This is a genomic window from Candidatus Aalborgicola defluviihabitans, from assembly GCF_016705985.1.
In the GTDB taxonomy this organism is placed as follows: Bacteria; Pseudomonadota; Gammaproteobacteria; order Burkholderiales; family Burkholderiaceae_C; genus Allorhodoferax; species Allorhodoferax defluviihabitans.
On the sequence record NZ_JADJKN010000002.1, the window covers coordinates 702,598 to 724,714 of the forward strand.

At 53.8% G+C, this 22,117-nt stretch carries 24 protein-coding genes and 2 pseudogenes; 18 read left to right on the top strand and 8 right to left on the bottom strand.

Annotated features, from left to right (window positions below; all coding sequences use genetic code 11):
• Positions 1 to 547: 547 nt before the first annotated feature.
• Positions 548 to 1,162, bottom strand: coding sequence for a glutathione S-transferase N-terminal domain-containing protein (locus tag IPI80_RS03720; protein WP_413857262.1), 615 nt, complete (start codon positions 1,160 to 1,162; stop codon positions 548 to 550).
• A gap of 96 nt (positions 1,163 to 1,258) precedes the next feature.
• Here IPI80_RS03720 and purB point away from each other — a divergent pair, with 96 nt between their 5' ends.
• Complete coding sequence (purB, locus tag IPI80_RS03725; RefSeq protein ID WP_413857264.1) at positions 1,259 to 2,638, top strand: adenylosuccinate lyase; 1,380 nt, start codon at positions 1,259 to 1,261, stop codon at positions 2,636 to 2,638.
• Positions 2,639 to 2,649: 11 nt separating this feature from the next.
• Positions 2,650 to 3,210: a YaeQ family protein gene (locus IPI80_RS03730; protein WP_413857266.1), complete on the top strand. Its 561-nt coding sequence runs from the start codon at positions 2,650 to 2,652 to the stop codon at positions 3,208 to 3,210.
• 31 nt (positions 3,211 to 3,241) lie between these two features.
• On the opposite strand, the gene IPI80_RS03735 is transcribed toward IPI80_RS03730, so the two are convergent.
• Entirely contained in the window at positions 3,242 to 3,670 is a 429-nt protein-coding gene (locus tag IPI80_RS03735) for a DUF3717 domain-containing protein (RefSeq protein WP_413857268.1), read from the bottom strand.
• Positions 3,671 to 4,345, bottom strand: coding sequence for a class I SAM-dependent methyltransferase (locus IPI80_RS03740; protein WP_413857270.1), 675 nt, complete (start codon positions 4,343 to 4,345; stop codon positions 3,671 to 3,673). It abuts the gene before it with no gap.
• A 177-nt stretch (positions 4,346 to 4,522) separates the two neighbouring features.
• Here IPI80_RS03740 and IPI80_RS03745 point away from each other — a divergent pair, with 177 nt between their 5' ends.
• From IPI80_RS03745 to IPI80_RS03755, 3 genes are read left to right on the top strand one after another with little or no spacing between them, the layout of a single operon-like run.
• Positions 4,523 to 4,825 carry a hypothetical protein gene (locus IPI80_RS03745; protein ID WP_413857272.1) on the top strand — a complete coding sequence of 101 codons (303 nt, stop codon included), beginning with the start codon at positions 4,523 to 4,525 and terminating at the stop codon, positions 4,823 to 4,825.
• Positions 4,826 to 4,832: 7 nt separating this feature from the next.
• A complete protein-coding gene (locus IPI80_RS03750) occupies positions 4,833 to 6,944 on the top strand; it encodes a tetratricopeptide repeat protein (protein WP_413857274.1) in 2,112 nt (703 codons plus the stop codon).
• A complete protein-coding gene (locus IPI80_RS03755) occupies positions 6,941 to 7,291 on the top strand; it encodes a phage holin family protein (protein WP_413857276.1) in 351 nt (116 codons plus the stop codon). Before IPI80_RS03750 ends, IPI80_RS03755 begins: the two co-directional genes overlap by 4 nt.
• Here the strand turns inward: IPI80_RS03755 and IPI80_RS03760 are convergent.
• Both IPI80_RS03760 and tfpZ read right to left on the bottom strand, forming a co-directional pair.
• On the bottom strand, positions 7,262 to 8,845 hold the full coding sequence (locus IPI80_RS03760; RefSeq protein WP_413857278.1) for a M48 family metalloprotease: 1,584 nt from the start codon (positions 8,843 to 8,845) through the stop codon (positions 7,262 to 7,264). The two genes, IPI80_RS03755 and IPI80_RS03760, sit on opposite strands and share 30 nt — an antisense overlap.
• Before the next feature lie 56 nt (positions 8,846 to 8,901).
• A complete protein-coding gene (gene tfpZ / locus IPI80_RS03765) occupies positions 8,902 to 9,675 on the bottom strand; it encodes a TfpX/TfpZ family type IV pilin accessory protein (RefSeq protein WP_413857280.1) in 774 nt (257 codons plus the stop codon).
• 90 nt (positions 9,676 to 9,765) lie between these two features.
• Here tfpZ and moaC point away from each other — a divergent pair, with 90 nt between their 5' ends.
• Positions 9,766 to 10,254: a cyclic pyranopterin monophosphate synthase MoaC gene (gene moaC, locus IPI80_RS03770; protein WP_413857282.1), complete on the top strand. Its 489-nt coding sequence runs from the start codon at positions 9,766 to 9,768 to the stop codon at positions 10,252 to 10,254.
• On the opposite strand, the gene IPI80_RS03775 is transcribed toward moaC, so the two are convergent.
• The gene (locus tag IPI80_RS03775) at positions 10,231 to 11,526 is read right to left on the bottom strand and encodes a PglL family O-oligosaccharyltransferase (protein ID WP_413857284.1); all 1,296 of its coding nucleotides are present in this window, start codon (positions 11,524 to 11,526) and stop codon (positions 10,231 to 10,233) included. The two genes, moaC and IPI80_RS03775, sit on opposite strands and share 24 nt — an antisense overlap.
• Before the next feature lie 243 nt (positions 11,527 to 11,769).
• On the opposite strand from IPI80_RS03775, the gene IPI80_RS03780 reads away from it, so the two are divergent.
• The 12 genes and pseudogenes from IPI80_RS03780 (at position 11,770) to IPI80_RS03835 (ending at position 19,630) form a co-directional block, all read left to right on the top strand.
• Positions 11,770 to 12,411: a glycosyltransferase gene (locus IPI80_RS03780; RefSeq protein WP_413857286.1), complete on the top strand. Its 642-nt coding sequence runs from the start codon at positions 11,770 to 11,772 to the stop codon at positions 12,409 to 12,411.
• 20 nt (positions 12,412 to 12,431) lie between these two features.
• Positions 12,432 to 12,890 (top strand): glycosyltransferase, encoded by a 459-nt coding sequence (locus IPI80_RS03785; protein WP_413857288.1) that lies wholly within the window; start codon positions 12,432 to 12,434, stop codon positions 12,888 to 12,890.
• A 781-nt stretch (positions 12,891 to 13,671) separates the two neighbouring features.
• A pseudogene (locus IPI80_RS03790) lies at positions 13,672 to 14,228 on the top strand (sugar transferase).
• Between the two features lie 19 nt (positions 14,229 to 14,247).
• Complete coding sequence (locus IPI80_RS03795) at positions 14,248 to 15,168, top strand: glycosyltransferase (protein WP_413857290.1); 921 nt, start codon at positions 14,248 to 14,250, stop codon at positions 15,166 to 15,168.
• 191 nt (positions 15,169 to 15,359) lie between these two features.
• On the top strand, positions 15,360 to 16,049 hold the full coding sequence (locus tag IPI80_RS03800) for a hypothetical protein (protein ID WP_413857292.1): 690 nt from the start codon (positions 15,360 to 15,362) through the stop codon (positions 16,047 to 16,049).
• Positions 16,050 to 16,272: 223 nt separating this feature from the next.
• Positions 16,273 to 16,668: a hypothetical protein gene (locus IPI80_RS03805; protein ID WP_413857294.1), complete on the top strand. Its 396-nt coding sequence runs from the start codon at positions 16,273 to 16,275 to the stop codon at positions 16,666 to 16,668.
• Between the two features lie 7 nt (positions 16,669 to 16,675).
• The gene (locus IPI80_RS03810) at positions 16,676 to 17,206 is read left to right on the top strand and encodes a hypothetical protein (protein ID WP_413857616.1); all 531 of its coding nucleotides are present in this window, start codon (positions 16,676 to 16,678) and stop codon (positions 17,204 to 17,206) included.
• On the top strand, positions 17,146 to 17,427 hold the full coding sequence (locus IPI80_RS03815; RefSeq protein WP_413857596.1) for a DUF268 domain-containing protein: 282 nt from the start codon (positions 17,146 to 17,148) through the stop codon (positions 17,425 to 17,427). The genes IPI80_RS03810 and IPI80_RS03815 overlap by 61 nt, the downstream gene beginning before the upstream one ends.
• A gap of 50 nt (positions 17,428 to 17,477) precedes the next feature.
• On the top strand, positions 17,478 to 18,173 hold the full coding sequence (locus IPI80_RS03820) for a class I SAM-dependent methyltransferase (protein WP_413857296.1): 696 nt from the start codon (positions 17,478 to 17,480) through the stop codon (positions 18,171 to 18,173).
• A 223-nt stretch (positions 18,174 to 18,396) separates the two neighbouring features.
• Positions 18,397 to 18,726: an alpha-1,2-fucosyltransferase gene (locus tag IPI80_RS03825; protein ID WP_413857298.1), complete on the top strand. Its 330-nt coding sequence runs from the start codon at positions 18,397 to 18,399 to the stop codon at positions 18,724 to 18,726.
• Positions 18,705 to 19,046, top strand: a pseudogene (locus tag IPI80_RS03830) (alpha-1,2-fucosyltransferase); the annotation flags it as partial. The gene IPI80_RS03825 and the pseudogene IPI80_RS03830, both read left to right, overlap by 22 nt.
• Positions 19,043 to 19,630: a glycosyltransferase family 2 protein gene (locus IPI80_RS03835; protein ID WP_413857300.1), complete on the top strand. Its 588-nt coding sequence runs from the start codon at positions 19,043 to 19,045 to the stop codon at positions 19,628 to 19,630. The pseudogene IPI80_RS03830 and the gene IPI80_RS03835, both read left to right, overlap by 4 nt.
• A gap of 76 nt (positions 19,631 to 19,706) precedes the next feature.
• Here the strand turns inward: IPI80_RS03835 and IPI80_RS03840 are convergent, their stop codons facing one another.
• Both IPI80_RS03840 and IPI80_RS03845 read right to left on the bottom strand, forming a co-directional pair.
• A complete protein-coding gene (locus IPI80_RS03840; protein WP_413857302.1) occupies positions 19,707 to 21,455 on the bottom strand; it encodes a Wzy polymerase domain-containing protein in 1,749 nt (582 codons plus the stop codon).
• 8 nt (positions 21,456 to 21,463) lie between these two features.
• Positions 21,464 to 22,105 (bottom strand): pilin, encoded by a 642-nt coding sequence (locus tag IPI80_RS03845; protein ID WP_413857304.1) that lies wholly within the window; start codon positions 22,103 to 22,105, stop codon positions 21,464 to 21,466.
• Positions 22,106 to 22,117: the final 12 nt, after the last annotated feature.

Sequence of the window (22,117 nt, forward strand, 5' to 3'; positions counted from 1 at the left end):
GCAGGCACCTTGCGGACGCAAGAGTGGCACCTCTGTGGCGATCTGCCGATGCGAAATCCCGAACCCACCCACTCACTCCACCTGCCCCTTCGTTTTCCTCTGATGGAAAAGCGCCACTTCCCGATTGATTCCCATGAAGACCTTGCAGCTATAGTGCGACGCGGAGGCGGTTTGTACGTTGAAGTGGTCGATTCCGAGTACAGCCGTCATCCCGCGGGGCCTGATAAGCACTAACCGGGAAAGCTGCTGGACTGAAAATCGAGCTGGCGCCGGGGTTCCCACCAGGCACGCAGCGATGCAAATATGTTGCGGCAACCCGTACAACGGTATTCGCCCGTCGCCTGCAAAACACCATTGGGCGCGCGGTCAACTACCCGCTGATAGCTGGTTGCCCCGCATTCGCGGCATTTGTAAACAGTCTTGAACGTGGTCGCCATGAGCCATGCACTTTAGTACCAAGTGCACCGCTTGGGAAGTTCAAAAATGTAAAGTGGTGTGAGAAATGCAAGTAATGTTGCACCTGCGCGGCGCGGGAAAACCCGCTGTATCAGCTCGGAATCGTTTCTGCGAAGCTGACGCGTTGTATCAGCTTGTCGTGCAAACGGACCAGATTGGGGTATTCGGTGCGCCAGTCGATCTGTGGAAAACGGAAATCCAGGTAGCCCAATGCACAGCCCACGGCCACATCAGCCAGACTGAAATGAACGCCACCGCAAAAGGACTTGTCTCCCAGGCCATGACTCATGGCCTTGACCGTCGCGTTGACCTTGACAAGCTGACGGTCAATCCAGGCCTGGCTGCGTTGCGCCTTGGTGCGCCCGATCCAGGTGGCTTCCAGGCGCGCCAATATGGCAGCGTCCATCAGGCCGTCGGCCAGGGCTTCCCAGGTCTTGATCTCGGCACGCTCGCGGCCTACGGGTGGAATCAACTTGCCCACCGGTGATAGGGTGTCCAGGTACTCCACAATGACGCGCGAATCGAATAGGGCCTCCGCCCCTTCCATGATCAGGCACGGTACCTTGCCCAAAGGATTGGACTCGGAAATGGTTGTGTCGGCACTCCACACATCTTCAGACACGAAGGTGTAGTCCAGCTTTTTCTCCGCCATGACAACGCGCACTTTGCGGACATAGGGGCTGGAGGTGGATCCGAGTAATTTCATGGGCGCTCTGTTGTTTCAGGGAGCTTCATTCTAGCTATTGAGGGAGCAAACCCGCACTTTGGAGGCCAATGGTGGCGTACAACCTACAATTCGGACATGAGTTTTTCCTCCATTTCCGCCCTATCCCCCCTGGATGGCCGCTACGCCGCCAAGTTGGCCTCACTGCGTCCCTTGATGAGCGAGCAAGGCTATATGCACCGCCGTGTTCAGGTTGAAGTAGCCTGGTTCATTGCCTTGAGTGACGCCGGCTTTAAGGAATTCAAGCCGTTGACACCGGGAGCACGTACTTACTTGCTTGGTTTGATCAAAAACTTCTCGGAAGCGGATGGCGAGGCCATCAAAACGATCGAGAAGACCACCAACCACGACGTGAAGGCAGTGGAATACTGGATCAAATCCAGGTTTGAAGCCCGCCCAGAGCTGCTGGCAACCCAGGAATTTGTGCACTTTGCCTGCACCAGCGAGGACATCAACAACACCAGTCACGCCCTGCAAATCAAGGGCGCACGCGACTTGGTACTGCTACCGGCGCTGGACGCGGTCATCGCCAAGCTGCGCGGCATGGCCCACGCGTTTGCCGAGGTGCCCATGCTCAGCCGCACCCACGGCCAGACTGCCAGCCCGACCACGGTGGGTAAGGAAATTGCCAACGTGGTAGTGCGTCTCGCGGCCGCGCGCGAAAAGATTGCCGCTATCAAGATCATGGGCAAGATGAATGGCGCTGTGGGCAATTACAACGCCCACCTGTCAGCCTGGCCGGACTTTGACTGGGAGGCCTTTGCCCGCAAGGTCATCGAAACACCCGAGCCCCTGGGCTTGGGCCTGACCTTCCAGCCCTACAGCATCCAGATCGAGCCGCATGACTACATGGCCGAGCTGTTCGATGCCATTGCCCGTGCCGACACCATCCTGATTGACTGGTCGCGTGACGTCTGGGGCTATGTGAGCCTGGGGTACTTCAAACAAAAGCTCAAGGATGGCGAAGTGGGCTCCAGCACCATGCCGCACAAAGTCAACCCGATTGACTTTGAAAATGCCGAAGGCAACCTAGGTCTGGCCAACGCCTTACTCAAGCACCTGAGCGAAAAGTTGCCCATCAGCCGCTGGCAGCGCGACCTGACCGACTCCACCGTACTGCGCAACATGGGTGTGGCGGTAGGCTACGCTGTGCTGGCTTACCAGTCACTGTTAACCGGTTTGAACAAGCTGGAGATCAACGAGGCAGCCATTGCCAAAGATCTGGACACTTCATGGGAAGTGTTGGCCGAGCCCATCCAGACCGTGATGCGCCGATTTGGCCTACCCCAACCCTACGAGCAATTGAAGAAGTTCACCCGGGGCGCCGCCATGACGCGGGAACTGATGCAGGGCTTTATCGACGGCCTGGAGCTGCCGCAATCCGAGAAAGACCGCCTGCTGGCCATGACGCCAGCCAGCTACACCGGCAAGGCAGCTGAACTCGCACGCCGAGTCTGATCGCCTGAGCCATGGCCCTTAAATCCACTATCTTCAAGGTCAATCTGCAAATTGCAGACATTGACCACGGCTATTACGCCGACCACGCGCTGATGCTGGCACGACACCCCAGCGAGACCGATGAGCGCATGATGATCCGCTTGGCCGCGTTGGCCCTGCACGCCCATGCCTTACAGGACGTGTGCAACGGCGACGGCACCCTGGCGTTTGGCGCGGGCTTGTCAGACCCCGAAGATCCGGACGTTTCCCTGACCGACTATACCGGCCGCAAACGCCTGTGGATCGAGGTCGGCCAACCCGAAGACAAACCGCTGAACAAAGCCTGCCAGAAAGCCGACCAGGTAGTGGTGTACTGTTTTGCCCATGCGGCCGAAGTCTGGTGGAAAGGCATTGAGAACAAACTCACCCGCATGGACCGCCTGCAGGTCTGGCGGGTGCCCACGGAATCATCCCAGTCACTGGCCAAGTTGGCGCAGCGCAGTATGCAATTGCAAGCCACTATCCAGGAAAGCGTGCTGACACTGGGAGATGAAAAAACTACGGTAGACCTGGAACCCATACGCTGGAAATAGGTGCTAGCCCTCGTCAAATAAGCCTAACCAGCTATTGATTTGATAGTGCACCAAACCCTTCAACGGCCCGCTCGGCATATTTGTTGAAGCGCCAGGCCGTCCCCTCGTCCGTAATGCGTCGCCAGGCGGCTCGCTTTTCCACCGGAGTCATTTGCGGCCAAAGCTGTACCTCCTCAAACGTGCGCCCGCAGCCCTTGCACACGGCATCACCCTGGCTGGTGGAACAAATAGCAATGCAAGGGGTGTCGGGGGTGGTGGCGTACCAAAGGCGCCATGCTGATAACGCCGCTTCGGGCACATATTTCTCGTCAACACGCGTTACCCGTGAATAAACCATATGGGCGTAAATTTCTGCCAGTACGCGGGTATGACCCGGCAGCGAAATGCCATCAACCGAAGGTTCGTGCTGGCGCCAGTAGTTGATGGCCAGCTCCAGATCGGTGATGTGGATGTACGCCATCTAGGGTGGCGGCAAATCCAGCAGCGCGCGTTGTCTTGCGGTGGGTTCTGTCTTGAATGCCAGCGCATGAACCGCCAGTTCCACGCCTTCGGCCAAGAAGATATGCCGAAAACCACCTTGCGACAAAAACTTCATCAGCGACTTATTAGTAAAACCCGTTTTGTGTGCATAGAAATCTTGTCCGCTGCTGACAATTTCTGACTGAAGCCCGTACATCACATCGTGTGCCGATATCGGACCAGCCGGACTCACATACAAAACGTCATCCAGATCGAGCTGCCGCTCTTGCACGGCTGCGATGACTTTGGCAATGTCGGGCACACGAATTTCGGCAAATCCATCATCTTTCAATATATGCACAAAACCCTGCAACACTTTTAACCCTTCGTGGCGATAGTAATGTTCCAGGTTGTGCGAGCAATACACCGCGTCATATTGACCCGGCTCCAACGACATAAGCTCCCTGGCATCGCAAACCAGGTCCGGATTGCCGCGATCATCAATATCCAAAAGGTCATGTTGCCACCCATCGAAATAGGCAGGGATCGGTATCAACTTGCTGTTCCCGCCAACGTTGAGAACCTTGTCTGACGAAGGCAAGTTTGTAGCTTCGGTCACGACCGGAAGCTGCTCAGCCCGTCGACGAGTAAAAATACCGTTGATGGTTTCAATCAAGATTCCCAAAACGAATCACTCCTGCAAGTATTTGAAAACGCTATGAAGAGCGGCAACACACATTCTATATACGCACAAAGCCCCAACGATTAAGCATCCCTCAACATGAGGTCCATAGCCGCTTAGAATGAACTGTTCCCCCATGTCGGGGAGTGTGATGTCAAACTGGAAATTCACATGTTTAATTGGTTGAGCGCAAAAAATGCTGAAGCATTTGGTTCGGAACTGGCCAAGTTGGTCACTGAGTTTGTGCCCAATGACCCCAAGCTGGGTGACACCAAACGTCAGTCTAAGGTCAACTATGCCAAAGAGAAGATGCTTAAGCGAATTAAGCAATTCAAACAAGAAGAGATATTGAACTTCTACAAAACCGCTAAGCTTCTGAATGCTTTCAAATGGGACTTGAAGGATGCGGGTTACGACCAAAAGCTGGCAGATACGTTGGCGTCCTGGATTCTGATTAACCTTCGTGCCCAGTAGCAAACCCATGCTTGATCGATTTCGCCAAGCCTTGCAGCGTCGGCTGGATACGCTGACTGGTCAAAATACGCCACAGCCAGCACCCGTAATCAACCTGGAATACGTGGACAGCTTGAGAACCAAAGGTAACGCATTTCTGGCAGACGAAAAGTTGGATGCAGCAGAAGCCTGTTTTCGTGAGGCTCTGGACCATAAAAAGGACGACACGCGGACTTTGATTTGCCTTGGATATGTTTTAAAAGAACAGGGCAGACTAGCTGAAGCCCGCATCGTATTAAAGCGCGCCACAAATCCAGTCAACACCGACCCGGAAGTATTCGAAGCGTTCTATTTACTGGGTGAGATCTGTGAAACACAAACCGACCTTGAAGGCGCGAAGAAGCATTTCAAATCCACCCTGGGTTTGAAACCGGATTTCACAAGAGCCTGCGAAGACGTCGTACGAATACTGCGGCAACAAGGGCGGCCGAAAGAAGCCAAGGAGTTTTTGGAAGAGCAAGTGCGCCTTTGCCCAGACAATACCGACTACCGTCTCATGCTTGCCAAAGCATGTACCGATGTTTTTGACTTTCAAGGCATGGTGGACCATCTCATGGTGGCAGTTGCACGGGGCGTCAAAGACGCGTCGATCAACATGTTGCTTGGGGCCGCACTGTGCCGACTCGAACGCGAAGATGAGGCCCGTCCCTATTTTGAAATGGCGCAGGCAGCGGATCCATCGGTGTCCCACGAAGTCGATTACCACCGAGGCTACTTTTACACGCGAAATGGAAATGCGCGCGCAGCAGTAGAACTATTGGATCAGTCAATCAAGCACAAGCCGGACTACCTCCCTGCGCACTCGTTGCTGCTGCTTAACTTGAGCCATACCGCGATAGAACTGAACCGGTCGTATAAAGAAGCGGCTCAACAATTCGCCCGTGTGGCCGAAAGCACCTATCTACCACTACCAACCCTGCCAGCGGAGGTTGTTGACATTGACACCAAGGTTCTGCGTGTTGGTTTTGTCTCTGGAGAGTTTAGAGAACACCCGGTGTACCACTTTCTTGTCGGCATCTTGGAGCAAATTGACAAAACCCGATTCCATTTGGTCGCTTTTTCCAATAACCAGTTGGATGACGCACCAACCGCAACATTCAGGACACTGTTTTCTGAATGGCACGATGTACAACATCTGAACCACGCCGCTGTCGCGGACCTGGTGCGGGAACAAAGAATCGATGTACTCTTTGATTTGAGCGGACATACAGGTGATGCAAGATTGCCGGTTTTTGCGCGCAAACCTGCCCTGGTGCAAGTCGCCTGGCTGGGCTACTTCGCCAGTACCGGCCTGACAACGATGGACTACATCATTGCAGACGCTGCATGCGTACCCAAAGACTCGGATGAGTGGTTCAGCGAAAAAGTTATTCGCCTACCCAGTACGCGGCTATGCATGACAACTCCACGCACAACACGCCCAATCCCCGTAACACCAACTCCATGCAAATCCAAAAACTATATGACCTTCGGGTCCTTTCAACAGGCTGCCAAGATCAATAGCCAAGTGCTGCGGGTGTGGGCCAACGTCTTGGAATCCGTTCCACAATCCCGCTTACGGATTCAAAACAAGGCCCTGGACAGTGCCACCATTGCCAACAAGCTCTGCGCAGACATGACGCGGGCGGGCATCGACTTGACCCGCGTGGATTTGTTTGGGGCAATGGGTTGGGAAGAATACCTTGAAGCCCACCGTGAAATCGATATCCTGCTCGATACTTTCCCGTATCCTGGCGGCACAACCACGGCATTTGCGCTGTGGATGGGCGTGCCAACCATTACGCTTCGTGGCGCAACCATGCTCTCACTGCAAGGTGTGTCCATGTTGGAATGTGTCCGTTTGACCGAGTGGATTGCCAACAGCGAGGCGGAGTACGTGAACATTGCCAAGCGGTTTGCCTGCGACACAGATGCGCTTGACCTGCTCCGTCACCAGTTAAGAGCCATCGCTGAAAGCTCCCCACTCTTTGACTGCAAACTTTTCGCCACCGATCTGGAATGTGCAATCCGCGTCATGTACCAGGAAAAACTGTCAACCCTGGCGGCCCCACAAACCCACAGTGATACGCATACCCCATGAAACTCATTACCAAATGGCTGCTAAGCGCGGCATCCCTGCTGCTGGTCGCCTATCTGTACAGCGGCGTGGAAATCAAAAGTTACTCGGCAGCACTGATTGCTGCGCTGGTGATCGGGCTGTTCAACACGGTTTTGCGGCCTATTCTGGTAATCCTGACTCTGCCGGTAACGGTGGTGACGCTGGGGTTGTTCCTGTTTGTGATCAACGCCCTGATGTTCTGGTCAGCGGCCGGCATTCTGGACGGCTTCACCGTGGCGGGATTTGGCGCGGCGCTGATTGGCTCCCTGCTTTATTCCGTGCTGGGCATCGTTATTGACTCAGCGCTCCAGCGCCTGTTCCCGAACTAATTGCTCCACCTGTCGGGTGCGGGTGTCAATGATGGACGCCTCGAAGTGGTCCACGGCCGTACCTTGTTTGCGAACCCAGTCCTGGGCCGTTTTGAAGCGCGCCAACGCTGCCGGGTAGTCCAGCTGCGCCACATTGATCTCGGCCTGCGCCCGTATGGAACTGAGCGTGCGGCCCTGTGCGGCGTAGATACTGGCCAACAACTGCCATGCCTGGGCGTCTTTGGGGTGTTCGGCCACCCAGGTTTGCAGGGTTTGACTTACGGCTAACAAATCGCGAACCGGTAATGAATCTGGCGGGGCGCCCGTGGCCGAGGTCGCAGCCTTCAGCCGGGTTTGCGCCGCGAGGAACAGCTCTGCACGACTGGTCGGAATTCCGGTAGCAGCACTACCCTGGGACAGCAGGCGCGATGCGCGCGCAGTGTCATCCATGGCCAGCGCCAACTCCACTCCCAACAACCGTGCCAAACGCGCAGCTGCTGTGTCGTTACGAGTCACCTCGGTCAAACGCAGCCAGAAACCCTGTGCAGCCGAATGGTCACGCAGTTTGATGGCAGCCAGTGTCGCCCCATACAGCGTGGCGGCCTGCTGCGCCGCAGTGGTCTTGCTGAGCAGCGTGGGTTCGGCCTGTAATGACCAGGTTCGCAAGGCATCCACGGTCGGGTTGGACAACACACCCGCCCGTGCGGACATCATGGCCTGATCAGCCTCCTGCACGTTCTGACGTACCCCAGGCTGCGTGACCGGAGCAACCCCGGTCGGCGCGATGCGGGACTGCATGTCCGACATGCGTTCGGTACTCAATGGGTGGCTGCGCAGGTACGGAAAATTACCAGAGTCGTTCAACCGGGAAGCCTGCTGCAGTTTGGCAAACATGCTCACAAAACCCTGTGGAGCAAAACCGGCCTGGGTAGCGACACCAAAGCCCACCCGATCGGCCTCGCGCTCCATATCGCGCGAGAAATTGAGCTGGCTCTGCACGCCGACCGCCTGACCGCCCACAATCATGGCATTGGCGGCATCGGGGCTCTTGCCCGCAGCCAATATGCCCAGAATCATGGCGCCCAACAACCAGGGTGCCTGCTGACTTTGGCGCGTCATCATGCGCGCAATGTGGCGCTGCGTGACGTGGCTGAGTTCATGGGCAAGTACCGACGCCAATTCGTCGCGACTGGTCACAACAGCAATCAGCCCCAAATGCAGCCCCATATAGGCCCCTGGCAAAGCAAAGGCGTTTACAGTGCGGTCCCGCCCCAGAATGACCTCCCATGCATAGGTTTCATCCTGTTCGGGCGTGATCTCGCCGCGCTGGCGCGCCGCAGCGAGCAAAGGTTGCCAGATGCTTTGCACGTATTCCGTGAGGATTGCATCATCCACGTAGTCTGGGTCGCGGTACAGCTCGCGCGCAATGCGGTCGCCCAGCCGGCGTTCGGCGCTGGGGGTCATGTCGGTGCCATCACCGAGATTGGGCAAAGTGGCAGCCGAGGCGCCTGCCGGGCGACCACTGGTGACTTGGGCGGTTGCCACCGTCACACCACCGATTGCTACAACAAGCATAGCTGCTTGTGTAGCAGCGACGAGGGCTAGCACTCGATTTTTCTTATAACTCACAGTCAAAATGAATCCAGTGGCATGGTGGCTAGGATTTGCGCCGTGGAGGGGTCCAGGAAGACAGTCCAAAAGGCCTTACGCCCAACCAGGGGCAAGTACACCACGCTTTCAGCGCGGCGTCCGGCGCTGGCCAACACGCTGTCGATGTCGGCGGCCTGGGTGGGAAACCGCCTCTTCAACTGGCTGACGGGCTTGGCCGCCTTCACCACATCGGGTACTGCTTGCGCATAAGACTCCCACAGGTCTGGTCGCGCACCCAAGGGAACGCCTTGTATGGCGGCCATGGTGGCATCCATGCTTTCCTGGCTGCTCTTAAAGGGCCGCACCGCCAACAGGGTCGGCCCCAGCAAAGGCAATGCCTCTATACCTGCGGGTGTTTTATCCAGCAGCTCCGGCGGCACTTCCACAGCATGCACCACTCGAAACCGGTCAATCTCAAACACCATGTGCACCGGGCGGGCCATGCTGACGGTCCACAAACCATAGGCCAGCGCTCCCAGCTGAAGCAGCACAACCACCGCAAGGTCCCGCGTCAACTCCCTGCGAGGCTTGGCGCGGTTGAAAACTGCCAGTGTGATCAACGGGCCAAGGATGACATCCACGCTGACCACGAGCAGAAACAACTCCCGTCCGCCCGAAATTTCGCGATAGGGATAGGGGTACCAAACACCAAACACCAGTGCGCCCGCAAAAGCGGCAATGAGCAAACTGGCACCAAAATGGACACCACTGGCCGTTAGGCGGTCACGCCAGAACTGGGGTGCGTTTGTCAACATGTTGTATATCGTCCGCCAAATGGGTACAAGTAGAACACTGGGGGTATAAAGCACAGGTAAAGTTCCCTGATTTTCATACCAAATCCATCCATGCCCACACTAACCCATTTTGACACCCAAGGACAAGCCCACATGGTTGATGTCGCCGGGAAACCTGCCACCCGCCGAATTGCCATTGCCACCGGGTGCATTGAAATGCAGCCTGCCACGCTGGCGTTGATCGAATCAGGCAACGCCAAAAAAGGCGATGTGTTGGGCATTGCCCGCATCGCTGGCATCCAGGGCGCCAAGCAGACCAGCACTTTGATCCCGCTGTGCCACCCCATCGCACTGACGCGCGTTGCCATGGACTTTGTTGTAGCGCCCGCCAGCGCCACGCAGGCCGCACTGGTTACCTGCACGGCCACAGCAGAAACGGTAGGCCCAACGGGGGTGGAAATGGAGGCACTGACCGCCGTTCAGGTTGCCCTGCTCACCATTTACGACATGTGCAAGGCGGTGGATCGCGGCATGACCATCAACGGTGTGCGCTTGGTGGAGAAACACGGCGGCAAGTCAGGGAGCTTTGTGGCCAGCTGAGGCCGCAGCCCACCGCGCATAGGCGTCAGGGAACGCTGCCTTGTATCGTTGCAAATAGTAGGCGGCATCGTCATTCCGTCCCAATAGTGTGGCGCTTTCAATCAACTTTTCTATTACCCGCGGCTCGGACGAAAAATGCAGCAATTGCAAAGCTTGTTCGTAAATTTGTTCGGCGCTATCTGCGGTCAGGTTTGTGGTGGTTAGTTCCGCGAACTGCACCTGACTCTCAAATAGCCACGATTTGCGGAGCTTGTCCATCGTGTTGTCCCGGTAGTAGCTAGACCGCTCGTCAACCGGCAGGTAGATCTGGCTGATGCGCCAATAGTCCCATGCTGCATAGGCACAACCCGCCAACATGAGTGCAGCCACCCACGCAATCCGGGGTGGTGCCTTGGGTGACCTCAAGAGCAGCCAAGCACACAACCCCACTGCGATCTGAAACGGTCCGTACCACAATGGATATTCCAGCAAACTGTGCAAACCAATGAGCGCAAGGATTGTCCATGCCATTTGCCGTGTTGGGTCCTTTTCGCGCCACGGTTTGGCCCGTATCACGACCCAGAGCCCGGCGCCGCACAGTGCGGCTGCAATCGGCGCCCCCAACTCAACGGCCAGATGCAGTGGCAGATTGTGGGCATTGTCCAAAATGTCACAAAATCGCGGACCGGGATACAAGGTAACAAATTGGGCATGGCCCAACTCGCCCCAACCCCATCCGAGCCACGGTTTTTGGGTGATGAGATGCAGCACGTTGGACCATAGCGTCAAGCGACCCATGCAGGCCGCGTCACCTGCACGCAACCGTGCCCAGGCACCGCTGTTCATTGGGTCCAGCCCGGCCAGCCACGGCAGGCCTACGGTGGCAACCGCATAGACCAGTGCAGAGATCAGCAACACGCGCCGCACAGTCGATTGACGGTTCCCGCCGCACTGCGTAGCAACTGCTATGCACAACAACCACTGCAAAAGACCGGTTCGCGATGACGACGCAACGCTGCCCATTGCCAACAGCACAGCGGCTGCAACGGCCAGCCGCCAGGAAGCGCCTTGCATCACCCACCACACTAGCGCCGCCAAACCCATTGCCATGAGCGTGGCAAACTGGTTGCGCTGACGCAAATTCCCATACGCTTCACCCAACTCGGTGCCATTCACCCAAGGGGTCAGGGCGGCGCTGTCGCCAAAATACTGCACTAATCCAATAGCAGCACTAATCAGGGCGGCTATCACCCAAGCACCAGCTATGGCGCGCACCCACGTCTGCCTGTCCATGCCAGGCGCAGTTGTCGCTGTGATCACCCCAACAATCCCCAGCACTGTCCCGGCACATGCCATGGAGAAAAGCCAGGGAACCACGGCTGGTGTTGGCCCAAAGGTAAAGGGATTGAGCCATGGCAGCGTGAGCAAGCAGAAAGCACCGAATAGGAACATGAGACGATTCACTGCAAAGAAAGAGCCGCTTCGACCCGCTAGTCAAACGGGTATTTTCACCGCAATACCTTTACCATCAGGCGTATGCCAAGCCAGTTGCCTGATGTTCGCAAGAAGATACTGATCGCTTCAACCAACGCGGATTGGGCTGGTGCGCCCATCCACGTCCTGACACTGGTCACTGCATTGCAGACGAGCTTTGATGTATTTGTGGTTTTTGGAGAAGACGGGCCGGTTCGGCAAGCGCTTCTGGCAAAAGGAGTCCCAAGCACGGTTTTGCCCACACTCAGAAGCAGCATCAACCCAATTCGGGATTTTCGCTGTCTTATGGCTTTCCTGAGAATTGTTCGATCGGAACGCCCTGACCTGCTGCATGCCCATAGCAGCAAGGCAGGCATGATTGCCCGTATGGCTGGGTATCTCCAGCGCTTGCCTTGCCTCTATACGGTCCACGGCTGGGGTTTTGGGGAGGGTCGTACAGCACTTCAGAGCACGCTGGTGTACTGGGTGGAACGGGCTTTTTCACACATTGCGGGTACGGCCTACCTATTTGTTTCCAACGCTGACCAGCAGGTTGGAATAGATAGACTGAAAATTCGGCCAGATCGGTGCCTGACTGTCCACAACGGTATGCCGGATCACGGGTGCCGTGCGAAGGTTGAGAGTAGTACAACAGTCATCATGGCGGCACGTGCCAGTCACCAAAAGATCATGATCTGCTGCTGAAGTCATTTGAAGAATGCCGGATGCCATTTAGGCTAGTGCTGGTTGGCGAAGGAACTGACTCACCCGAATTTCATGCTCGAGTGCTGGCTGGAGCGCCAACCAAGCACGCACAAGTCGGCTGTCTTGGCTTGAGCGACCAAGTGCCGCAACTGCTGGCACAAGCTGGCATATTTGTGCTGTGTTCCCGATACGAGGGCCTGCCGCTTTCTATCATCGAGGCGATGTGTGCTGGTCTGCCCATTATTGCTACCGACGTGGGTGGCGTGCGCGAGTTGGTTGAAGATGGTGTGAACGGATTCCTGGTACCAGCGTGCAGTCAAGCCGCTCTCTCTAATAGCCTTGACCGTTTGCAAAGCGACACGGCACTCAGAATCCGCATGGGGCATGCAAGCCGGGAACGCTATCTGTCAAGCTTTGGTGACAAGCAAATGGTGATAGCTGTGGCACAGCGGTATCGTGCCATGCTTGGTACAGTCTAAAGGATGACAATAACCTATGTACACGGCATCCACCCCAAGACCTACGCGCACTGATCGCGGCACGCTGGCCTCGTCCATTGCACGGCGACAAAACGCCCAGCTGGGATGGTCTTTTGCGGGCTGCATCACGTTGGTGCTGAGCTACACCATTGCCCGGGGGCTGATGTGGCTGGAATGGGCGACACCTCAATTTGCGCAAACAGTGCTGTGGTGCACATTGCCCTACCTACTGTGCGCGCACTGGATCTACCGCGGGGCAAGCCTGCCGGCTGCCGAGCGCACCAGCATGCTGGTGGTGACCACGGTGATGCCCTTTCTATTGCTGATGTTGGGGTTTGCGCTGTTTCAAGAGCCCTATTCACGCGGAGCTGTATTGCTGGTCTATGTTTTGAGCACCAGCTGGTTTGTGCTGGGAGATCGGTTGCGCAAACGCGGCCGCGCACAACGGCTAGTTTGCCTGGACCCTGGCATTGCCGAACAACTAAGTGTGTGGTGTGGTAAAGGCAACCTTAGCAGCCGTGACATTGAACTAGCTCCGTTGCCCACAGATCCCCCGGAGGACTTGACGCTTCAGGGCTTTGACGGCGTCGTGCTGGACCGTCGGGTTGCGGCCAACCCCGAGCGCAGCCGATTGCTAGGCAGGCTCAAACTCAGCCACATGCGGCTGTACAGCGTAGAGGCAGTTGCAGAACTGCTTAGCGGTCGCAAAATGCTGCCTAGCGAGCAAGATGAACTTTGGGAGCTGGACGGCAACCCCGCCTACGACGTAGCCAAGCGCGCAATGGATGTACTGATAGTGCTGGCCACCGCACCCGTGTGGCTTGGGATTTGTCTTTTGGTGGGCATAGCCGTGCGCCTTAATTCCGCAGGACCTGCGCTGTACTCCCAAATGCGGGTTGGGCAAAATGGTCACCCTTTTCGGCTCTGGAAATTTCGCAGCATGCGCCACCAAGCCCAGGAGTCTGCAGCCCAGTTTGCACAGACGAATGACGCACGCATCACAGGTGTAGGTCGCTTCATACGGCGCTGGCGCTTGGACGAGTTGCCGCAGTTGTACAACGTGCTTGCAGGCCATATGAGCCTGATTGGTCCACGCCCCGAACAATTGACGTTTGTGGACGCCTTTGCTACCCGCATTCCGGCCTATACGTACCGCCACTTGGTGCGTCCTGGTTTGACTGGGCTCAGATACAGCAGGGGTACGCCGACAGCGAAGAAGGCGCGGCTGTTAAGCTCAGCTATGACTTGTATTACGTTGCCCACTACTCCATGGCGCTGGACTTGCTGATTTTCTACAAGACCGTTCGGATCGTATTAAGTGGGTTTGGGGCGCGATGAGAGACAGGCGAATCTCATCATGTTGATTCATTTCGTACATACTGGGAATGCATACCTCCCAGAATTGCACGCCTATGTGGAATTTATTCAATCTACTGGAAATCACGCACGGGTGTACCGCGAGTTAGATGCAGTACCCAACGACGCGGAAGTAGTTTGGTGGATGTGTGGTCTTGTCACTTTCCAAGCCCAGCGTAGGTTCCCTAAAGCCTTTCATATTCACGAATACGCTTCCGCGTCTATCGGCAGGCTATGCCATTTCAAAGATATTTACAAACGCTGGCTTCAAGCCACGCCTGACTACCGAGTCTTCCAGAACGAGTGGGTTTGCGCGAGACTGGGTTTTAGAGACACCGTGCCATTTGAATATCGCGACATGGGCGTCACCCCCCAATTTTTTCCAAAAGAAACTCTAAGTAGAGTCCGCGATTTTGATTGCGTTTACTCGGGAGAAATGCGAAGACTGAAGTATTTTTTGCCAGTTTTTGAAGGCCTCGCTCGGTCTGGAAGAACGGTTCTATTGATTGGCCAACTGCCTGACGTGATAAAGGACTACTTTGATACCCAATCCAATGTGACCGCAGTCGGTCGAGTGTCGTATACAGAAGTTCCACAACTATTAATACGCGCAAGTTATGGTTTGAATTTGGTTCCGAGCCAGCTACCCTATACCCAGCAGACATCTACCAAGCTAATTGAGTACTGCGCCGCCGGCCTCAAGATCGTGTCCTCCGACTATCCTTGGGTGAGAAGGTTTGAGCAACAAAACGAGGCATCCTTCTATTTCATTCCCTATTTGAACAGCGCTAAGACCTATTCCGAAATTTTTGGGGATGCCCTCGATCTTCAACCTTACCGAACACCGAAGCTACACAACTTAACATGGCCGTTGATACTCAATCGCATGCGCGTGTGGCAGGCGATTGGAATACGAGATTGACTTTTCATGAACTTTACCGCCAAGAGAGTACCTACCATACATATCTTCATACATTGAGCCGCCCGATGTGTGAGAGGTCGTCACAAACATCAGCATTTGCGGTGTGGGACTCGCACTGCGGCCCCACAACATTCCAGCCCGAAACACCTGAGACGTAGAGCCAATTCTGCACCGTCAAGAGTCTGTTTACGTTGTCCTCACGCATTAATCGCTTGGCTAAAGAGAGTAGTTGGATCATCGCCGGACAAGTCTTTTCTGTCGTGGGCTCTTTGATATTGATTCGCATACTGACGGAGTATCTTCAGCCCGCACAATATGGCGAGCTTGCGCTTGGCTTAACGCTGGCTGGACTGGTAAATCAGGTTCTGATGGGTGGAGTGATCGCCAGCGCAGGTCGCTTTTATTCGATTGCCGCAGAAAAATCTGACTTGCCCAGTTACTTTGCGGCGACGAAATCTCTTGTCGCTGATGCAACACTCGCATTGGCGGGCATGACGCTGTTGCTAATATTTGGCATGTACTGGTATGGCTACACTCATTGGTTGACCTTCACGATAGTGGTTCTGGTATTCGCAGCGTCAACTGGCAATAGCGCCCTTTTAAACAGCATACAAACTGCTGCCCGTCTACGTGCGCTCGTCGCTTCACATAGTTGCCTAGATCCATGGCTGAAGTTAGTTTTTGCTATTGGATTCATGCTTTGGCTCGGAAATACAAGCACCGCGGTGGTATCGGGCTATGCAGTTTCATCCATTCTGCTATCAGGATCGCAGTGGTATTTTCTCGGGCGAGCGATTCCTAAATCACGTAACCCACCACTTCTGACGACAAATGCTTGGCGACAGCCAATGCGAATATATGCGTGGCCGTTTTCGGTTTGAAGTTTTCACCTGGGTACAGCAGGCATCTGATCGTTGGTTCTGCAACATTTCGTGGGTGAATCAGGTGTAGGAATGTACACAGTGGTATTTCAACTTAGTTTTGTTCCCATTGGGTTGATTTACGACAATGGCAATTACAACTAATTGGTCCAATCTTGTATCTGCGCGTGGGCGGCACCAAGACACGATCCGTAATAATTCTGGGCACCGATTGGCTTGGGTCATGACCTGGCTCAGTCTTGCCGCCACAGGGTTAGCATTTTTTGTAGCACTTTTACTGCACAAGTGGCTCTTTAAACTGTTTGTCGCAGAGAACTATTCCACAGCCTCATATCTCTTGCCTTGGGTTATTTTGGCTGGCGGGCTTTTTTCGGCAGGACAAATTTTGGCATTAAAGCTCATGTCGGAAATGCGTCCTGAGTCGATGACAGTGGTAAAGGTCACAACGGCCATTGGTGGCGTTGGCCTGAATATTTGGTGTGCGTCATATTTTGGTATCGCGGGAGTAGTGGCCTCGCTTGTAATCTTTTCCTTTGTCTATTGCATATGGATGGCTTGGCTCGCCAGGCATTCAGCGGTTCTTGACGCACTGCAAGTTGAATCGCCTCACCTAGATTGACGTTTACATGAGAAAAATTGGTTTCCCCAGACTGCGCTGGCTGCTAACAGGGCAGTTTGGTTTCGCCCCCCGTGTAATGTGGAACTCGTTGCGAGAACTTCCGCGCTATGTGTCAAATTGGTATCGATTTCGTAGACACTACATCGGACCAATGCGGTTTGCGCCTTGCTTACACGATCGAAACGAAGAAGGTGGCTCCACCAAGAGTGAATACTTCTGGCAAGATTTATTAGTTGCTCGTTGGATTTTCGCCGCAAACCCTACGCGCCATGTGGACATAGGCTCCCGTGTCGACGGATTCGTTGCTCATGTTGCGAGCTTTCGCAACATCGAGGTATTTGACATTCGACCCACTGACTACGCCGGACCGGGTATTGTTTTCATGCAAGCCGACGTGATGCAAAGCGAGGCGTTAATGAAAATACCACCAGACTATTGCGATTCCTATCCTGCCTGCACGCGCTGGAGCATTTTGGGTTGGGACGGTATGGTGATCCCATTGATCCGTTGGGTTACCAAAAGGGTTTGTCCAATATGATTGCATTCTTGAAGCAAGGTGGCACCTTCTATCTGTCAATCCCAATCGGACAAGAGCGAGTGGAATTCAATGCCTTCAGAGTTTTTGATCCATTTGAAATTATTCAACTCACAAAGGCGCAGGGACTAATTTGCAATCTCTTGACAGTGATCTCCCCAAAATGCTGCAGTCGAGCATGGTCCGATTTCGCCGGAGAGACTGAAGATACTTTCAAATTCTGAGTACAACTTGGGTATATTTGTTTTCACCAAACTACTAGAAGATCTTTGAAATGAAAATCTTTAAGGATATTAATGAGACAGCTCGCAAGGATTGGCTGGAAAAGACCCTTTCTGCGTTGCCTGGCGGACTGAGATTATTAGATGCTGGTGCTGGAGAACTCCAAAATCGCAAGTACTGCAACCATCTGTCATATGTATCGCAGGATTTCTGCCAGTACCATGGGGTCGCTGGTGGTCTACAAGAGGGCCTTCAAACTCTGGCATGGGACACCACAAACATTGATATTGTTAGTGACATTACTTCGATTCCCCTTCCTGACGTCAGCTTTGATGTGATCCTCTGCAGTGAAGTACTGGAGCACCTGCCCGAGCCTACCCATGCTCTTGATGAATTTACCCGGCTCCTAAAGCCGGGTGGCGTAATAATTCTTACGGCACCCTATAGTTCAAATGTGCACATGGCACCGTATCACTATTGCTCTGGTTTCTCTAAGTATTGGTATCAGCATCACTTGACCCAGCGTGGCTACGCTATTAGACAACTCATTGCGAATGGGGATTGGTACGCCCTACTTCGGCAAGAGATATCCCGTCTGGGAGGACTTGAGCGCCGTTTAGGCAACTGGTCTTGGCCATTCGCATACGCATACGTTTTGCTCGGCATGCTCTACTTTAAGCTTCGCGCCAACAAGCCAGCAGTCGATCTAGCTTGTTTTGGCTGGCATTGTGTCGCGGTAAAAATATGATCATTGTGCGCATGTTCGGCGGACTAGGAAACCAAATGTTTCAACACGCCGCCGGTATTGCTTTCGCGCACCACCATAAGTGCGAATTGCTTTGGGATCTTTCTGCCTTTGGACACGTGAGATCGCAACGTAGTTTTGAGTTGCAGCAGGTGTTCGACTTGATACTACACACGCCGACGAATCTACGTTGCGTTTTGTACTTGGATGGCGAGGACACCATGCAATGAGAGTTGCAATTGGGAATGATCGTTTAAGCAGGCTCCGTCCTAAGACTTATATTCAGGAGCCACATTTTCAGTACTGGTCAGGTTTTTTCAGTACCAAAAACGCCTACCTAGATGGATATTGGCAAGGCGAGAAGTATTTTGAGAGAATCAGTGGCGTAATTCGTGATGCATTCACTTTCTCGGTACCCATGTCAGACCGCAACCAAGCACTAGCGGATGAAATCGATACCTGCAATTCAGTAAGTGTTCATGTTCGACGCGGCGACTACATAACCAACCCTGAGCCAGTCAATTTCATTCTTGCTGTACTCTTGAGTATTACATGATGGCAATGCAGAAAATGCTTGATCGCGTTGGCAATGCACATTTCTTTATTTTTTCGGACGATCCAGAGTGGGTTAAAACCAATCTCGTATTAGCCGCACCGTGCACTTACATTCAACATAATCAAGGGACTGCCAGTTACCGCGACATGCAGCTAATGTCTCTATGTCACAACCATATTATTGCCAACAGTTCGTTTAGTTGGTGGGGGGCTTGGTTGAGCGTAGTGCCTGGGAAGATGGTGATCGCCCCTAAGCAATGGTTTAAAAAAAGTATCATCGACACTAGCGATCTGTATTGTTCTGAATGGATCCAACTGTGATCGGAAATTTGCGATTACCTCCGGTGCTTTCGGTAATTCTTCCGGTATATAACGCCAAACATTTCGTTGAACATGCTGTCGTGTCGATCTTGCAACAGAGCTACTCAAATTTTGAGTTGATTATTATTGATGATGGATCCTTCGACGGCACAACCGATATCCTCAAACGTCTCTCCAGCCAAAACGCTCGAATAGTTTTACTCATTCGGGAGAATCGCGGCCTGGTTGCGAGTCTCAATGAGGGTATTCGCATGGCACGCGGCGAGTTTATCGCTCGCATGGATGCCGACGACGTCGCGTTAACACAACGTTTTACTGACCAGATCGCGTATCTACATCGTACAGGGTATGACCTATGTGGCACGGCAATACAGTGCTTTGGGAAAAGTGAGCTAGTTTGGCGCTATCCATCAACTCCAGCAGAAGTAGAAGTTCAATTACTGTTTGACTCGCCGTACGCACATCCATCGACCATGTGCAAAGCATCACTTTACAAAACGCTGGGGTACCGTAACGTTTTTGCAGGTGCCGAAGATTACGACTTTATGGCAGCGTGCCTGGCAATTGGGAGCAAAGGGCGCTAATCTCCCAGAAGTACTTTTACGTTATAGGGTTCATGATGCGCAAATATCCAACGCGCAGAAAGTTCATCAACGCCTTTTAGCAGACGAAGTAAGACAGAGGCATTGGCATTCGATCGCTGGCCGCGGCGTTGAGTTGGGAGTACTTTTCAGTAGCCAGAGTCGTCCAAGCCGCTTTAATCTTTGCATAGGCCTTAGCACCGTGCTGTGCACGCATTACCCGGAGTTGGCGGGTTGCCTCTGCCGGATTGCCATTCAGTGCCAACGCCAATGCGTAACGATTTTGTGTAGCAGGCCAAGGGTAGCGTAACGCAACCATCTTTACCAATTCAATTTCCTGCTCAGGCATGCCTGGTCGTGGGGTGACTCGGCCGCCATAAAGCAAGGCATCGAGCTGCGATAGCAGATGAACGGTTGGTCTCTCGTAATCCTGTGGCGTTTGGCCGACGCGCAACGCCTCAAAACGAACAACCCGAAAGTCCTCCTCTACCGCCTGGTATTCGCATGCGGACCAAACCAACATGGTCGTTCCGATGGCGAGCCCGATCGCTACCGGTTTGATGCCCCACTTTTGGGAGGGTTGGAAGCCTAAATGTGCATCCAGTGCGCCCAATGCGAACATAACTGGCACCAAGAAATACGCGTATGCGAACGGAAATTCCACCATCGAATGGACGGCTACGGGAATCACCACTGCCAGACAATACCAAGACACCATGTCTGCACTTGCTCGGAGACGGCGCCACAACCACGCCCCCGTCATAAGCACAATCAATATGGTCAATGGCAGTCCAATGCCCAGCGCAAGATCCAGCACAATATTGTGCGCATAGGTGTAGGCCTCGCTTGCACTGTATGCATCAACCACTGCATTGTGCGCAGTTGACACTTGCCCAACGCCCCAGCCCAGCCATGGGTGTAACAGTACGGCCTGCAGAAGTTGCGGCCAAATAATCCAACGGTTATAAGCCACTGCGTTTGTCCGCACCAAACCGTCCGGCAGTTGATAGAACTCGCCCATCAAAACTGGCCAATACCAATAGAGACCTAAATACGTTGCACCAACCAGTACGACTACCCAAGGTTTCAGTTGGGCTGCAATAGATTTGTGCTTCGCAAACCACCAGACGTTCAAAACCAGAAAGCCCAGTACACCTGCACGCGATTCTGTGGCTGCCAAACTGATAACCAAAACGAGCGCCATCAGGAACGCAGGAATGGCTCCGAGCTTCTTGGATTCCAGCAAGAAGAGCAGACTGGCGATGCCCATCAAAAGCAATGTAGCCAATTGATTGGGCTGCCCCAGATTTGCGCCGGGCCGCCGCACATCCGGCATGCTGTTGATCCAGGCAAATTCGCTGGATAGTTCCAGCGCTTGCAGCAACGCGATAACCGCTGAAACCAATGCACCTGCCAATAGCGCAGTTGCCATTCCTACAACCAAGGCAGATTTGTCTCGACTACTCTGATACCCCCAAACTAGGCATGCTATGCACAATAGCAAATAGGCCCAGTCAACAAGCACATCCCCGATAAACGGAATCAACCCAATGCCCCACTGCACGCCAATCAGCAAGCACAGCCAGAGCAAAGGCCTTGCAGCAACCGGGAGTGAAACGGTAGAAGTTGCCCTTTTTCTTGCCTGGGAGAAAACCAACGCCCAAGCAAAGCACAACGCAGCCAAAAACGCCAGCACTTCACTGTGCCAACTGACCCAAGGCAATATGTGAAGTGGCTGCATCCAGCTGGCAAACAGCAGCAAAAAGCCTGACAAGTACATAAGCAATTGAGCAAAAAAAACGCCCCAAATGGGGCGTTCAAAAACCATTGAATGGCTTAGTTGCCGCGGCAAGAACCAGGCAAGTATTTTGGTGTAATGCCATTAGTGGCACCTGGTCCGCAGATCCATTTGTAAACAGTAAGGCTAACATCCGAGCTAGCGAATGCAGCACCGGTGGAGTCTTTGGACGGGGTCAGTTCTACTTGGCCACCTGTGGTTACAGGGTTTCCGGTGTTTTTAATATTTTGGCTGACAACCGTGATTTTTCCTGCACCATCAGTGGCAATAGACTTTACATACTGCGAAGTAGGAACAGACGACTCGCAACCCCAAGCATTAGCACCTGGCAAGGAAACGGATGACGACTGGATAGTCTCTGTGATGGAGGTGCGGCAACCGGAGGCCGCCAGAATGACTTCCGAGTTTTTGGCACGGATAGTGTAGTCCTGGTACGCAGGCAAAGCCACCGCAGCCAAAATACCGATGATCGCGACAACGATCATCAATTCGATCAGGGTAAAACCCTTTTGCATAGAACGCTTCATTTGAAACTCCTTGGTTGAAAAAAATAACAAGAACAATGGAGCATGTTTCGTGCCAAGCATTTTAGGCATCAACTTGCTGGCTAGCGACGGCAATTTCGACAGAAATGGATGAAGTAAAGGCAATTTTTGGCGCAAAGCATTTTGTTTTGACATTTTTGTCAAAAT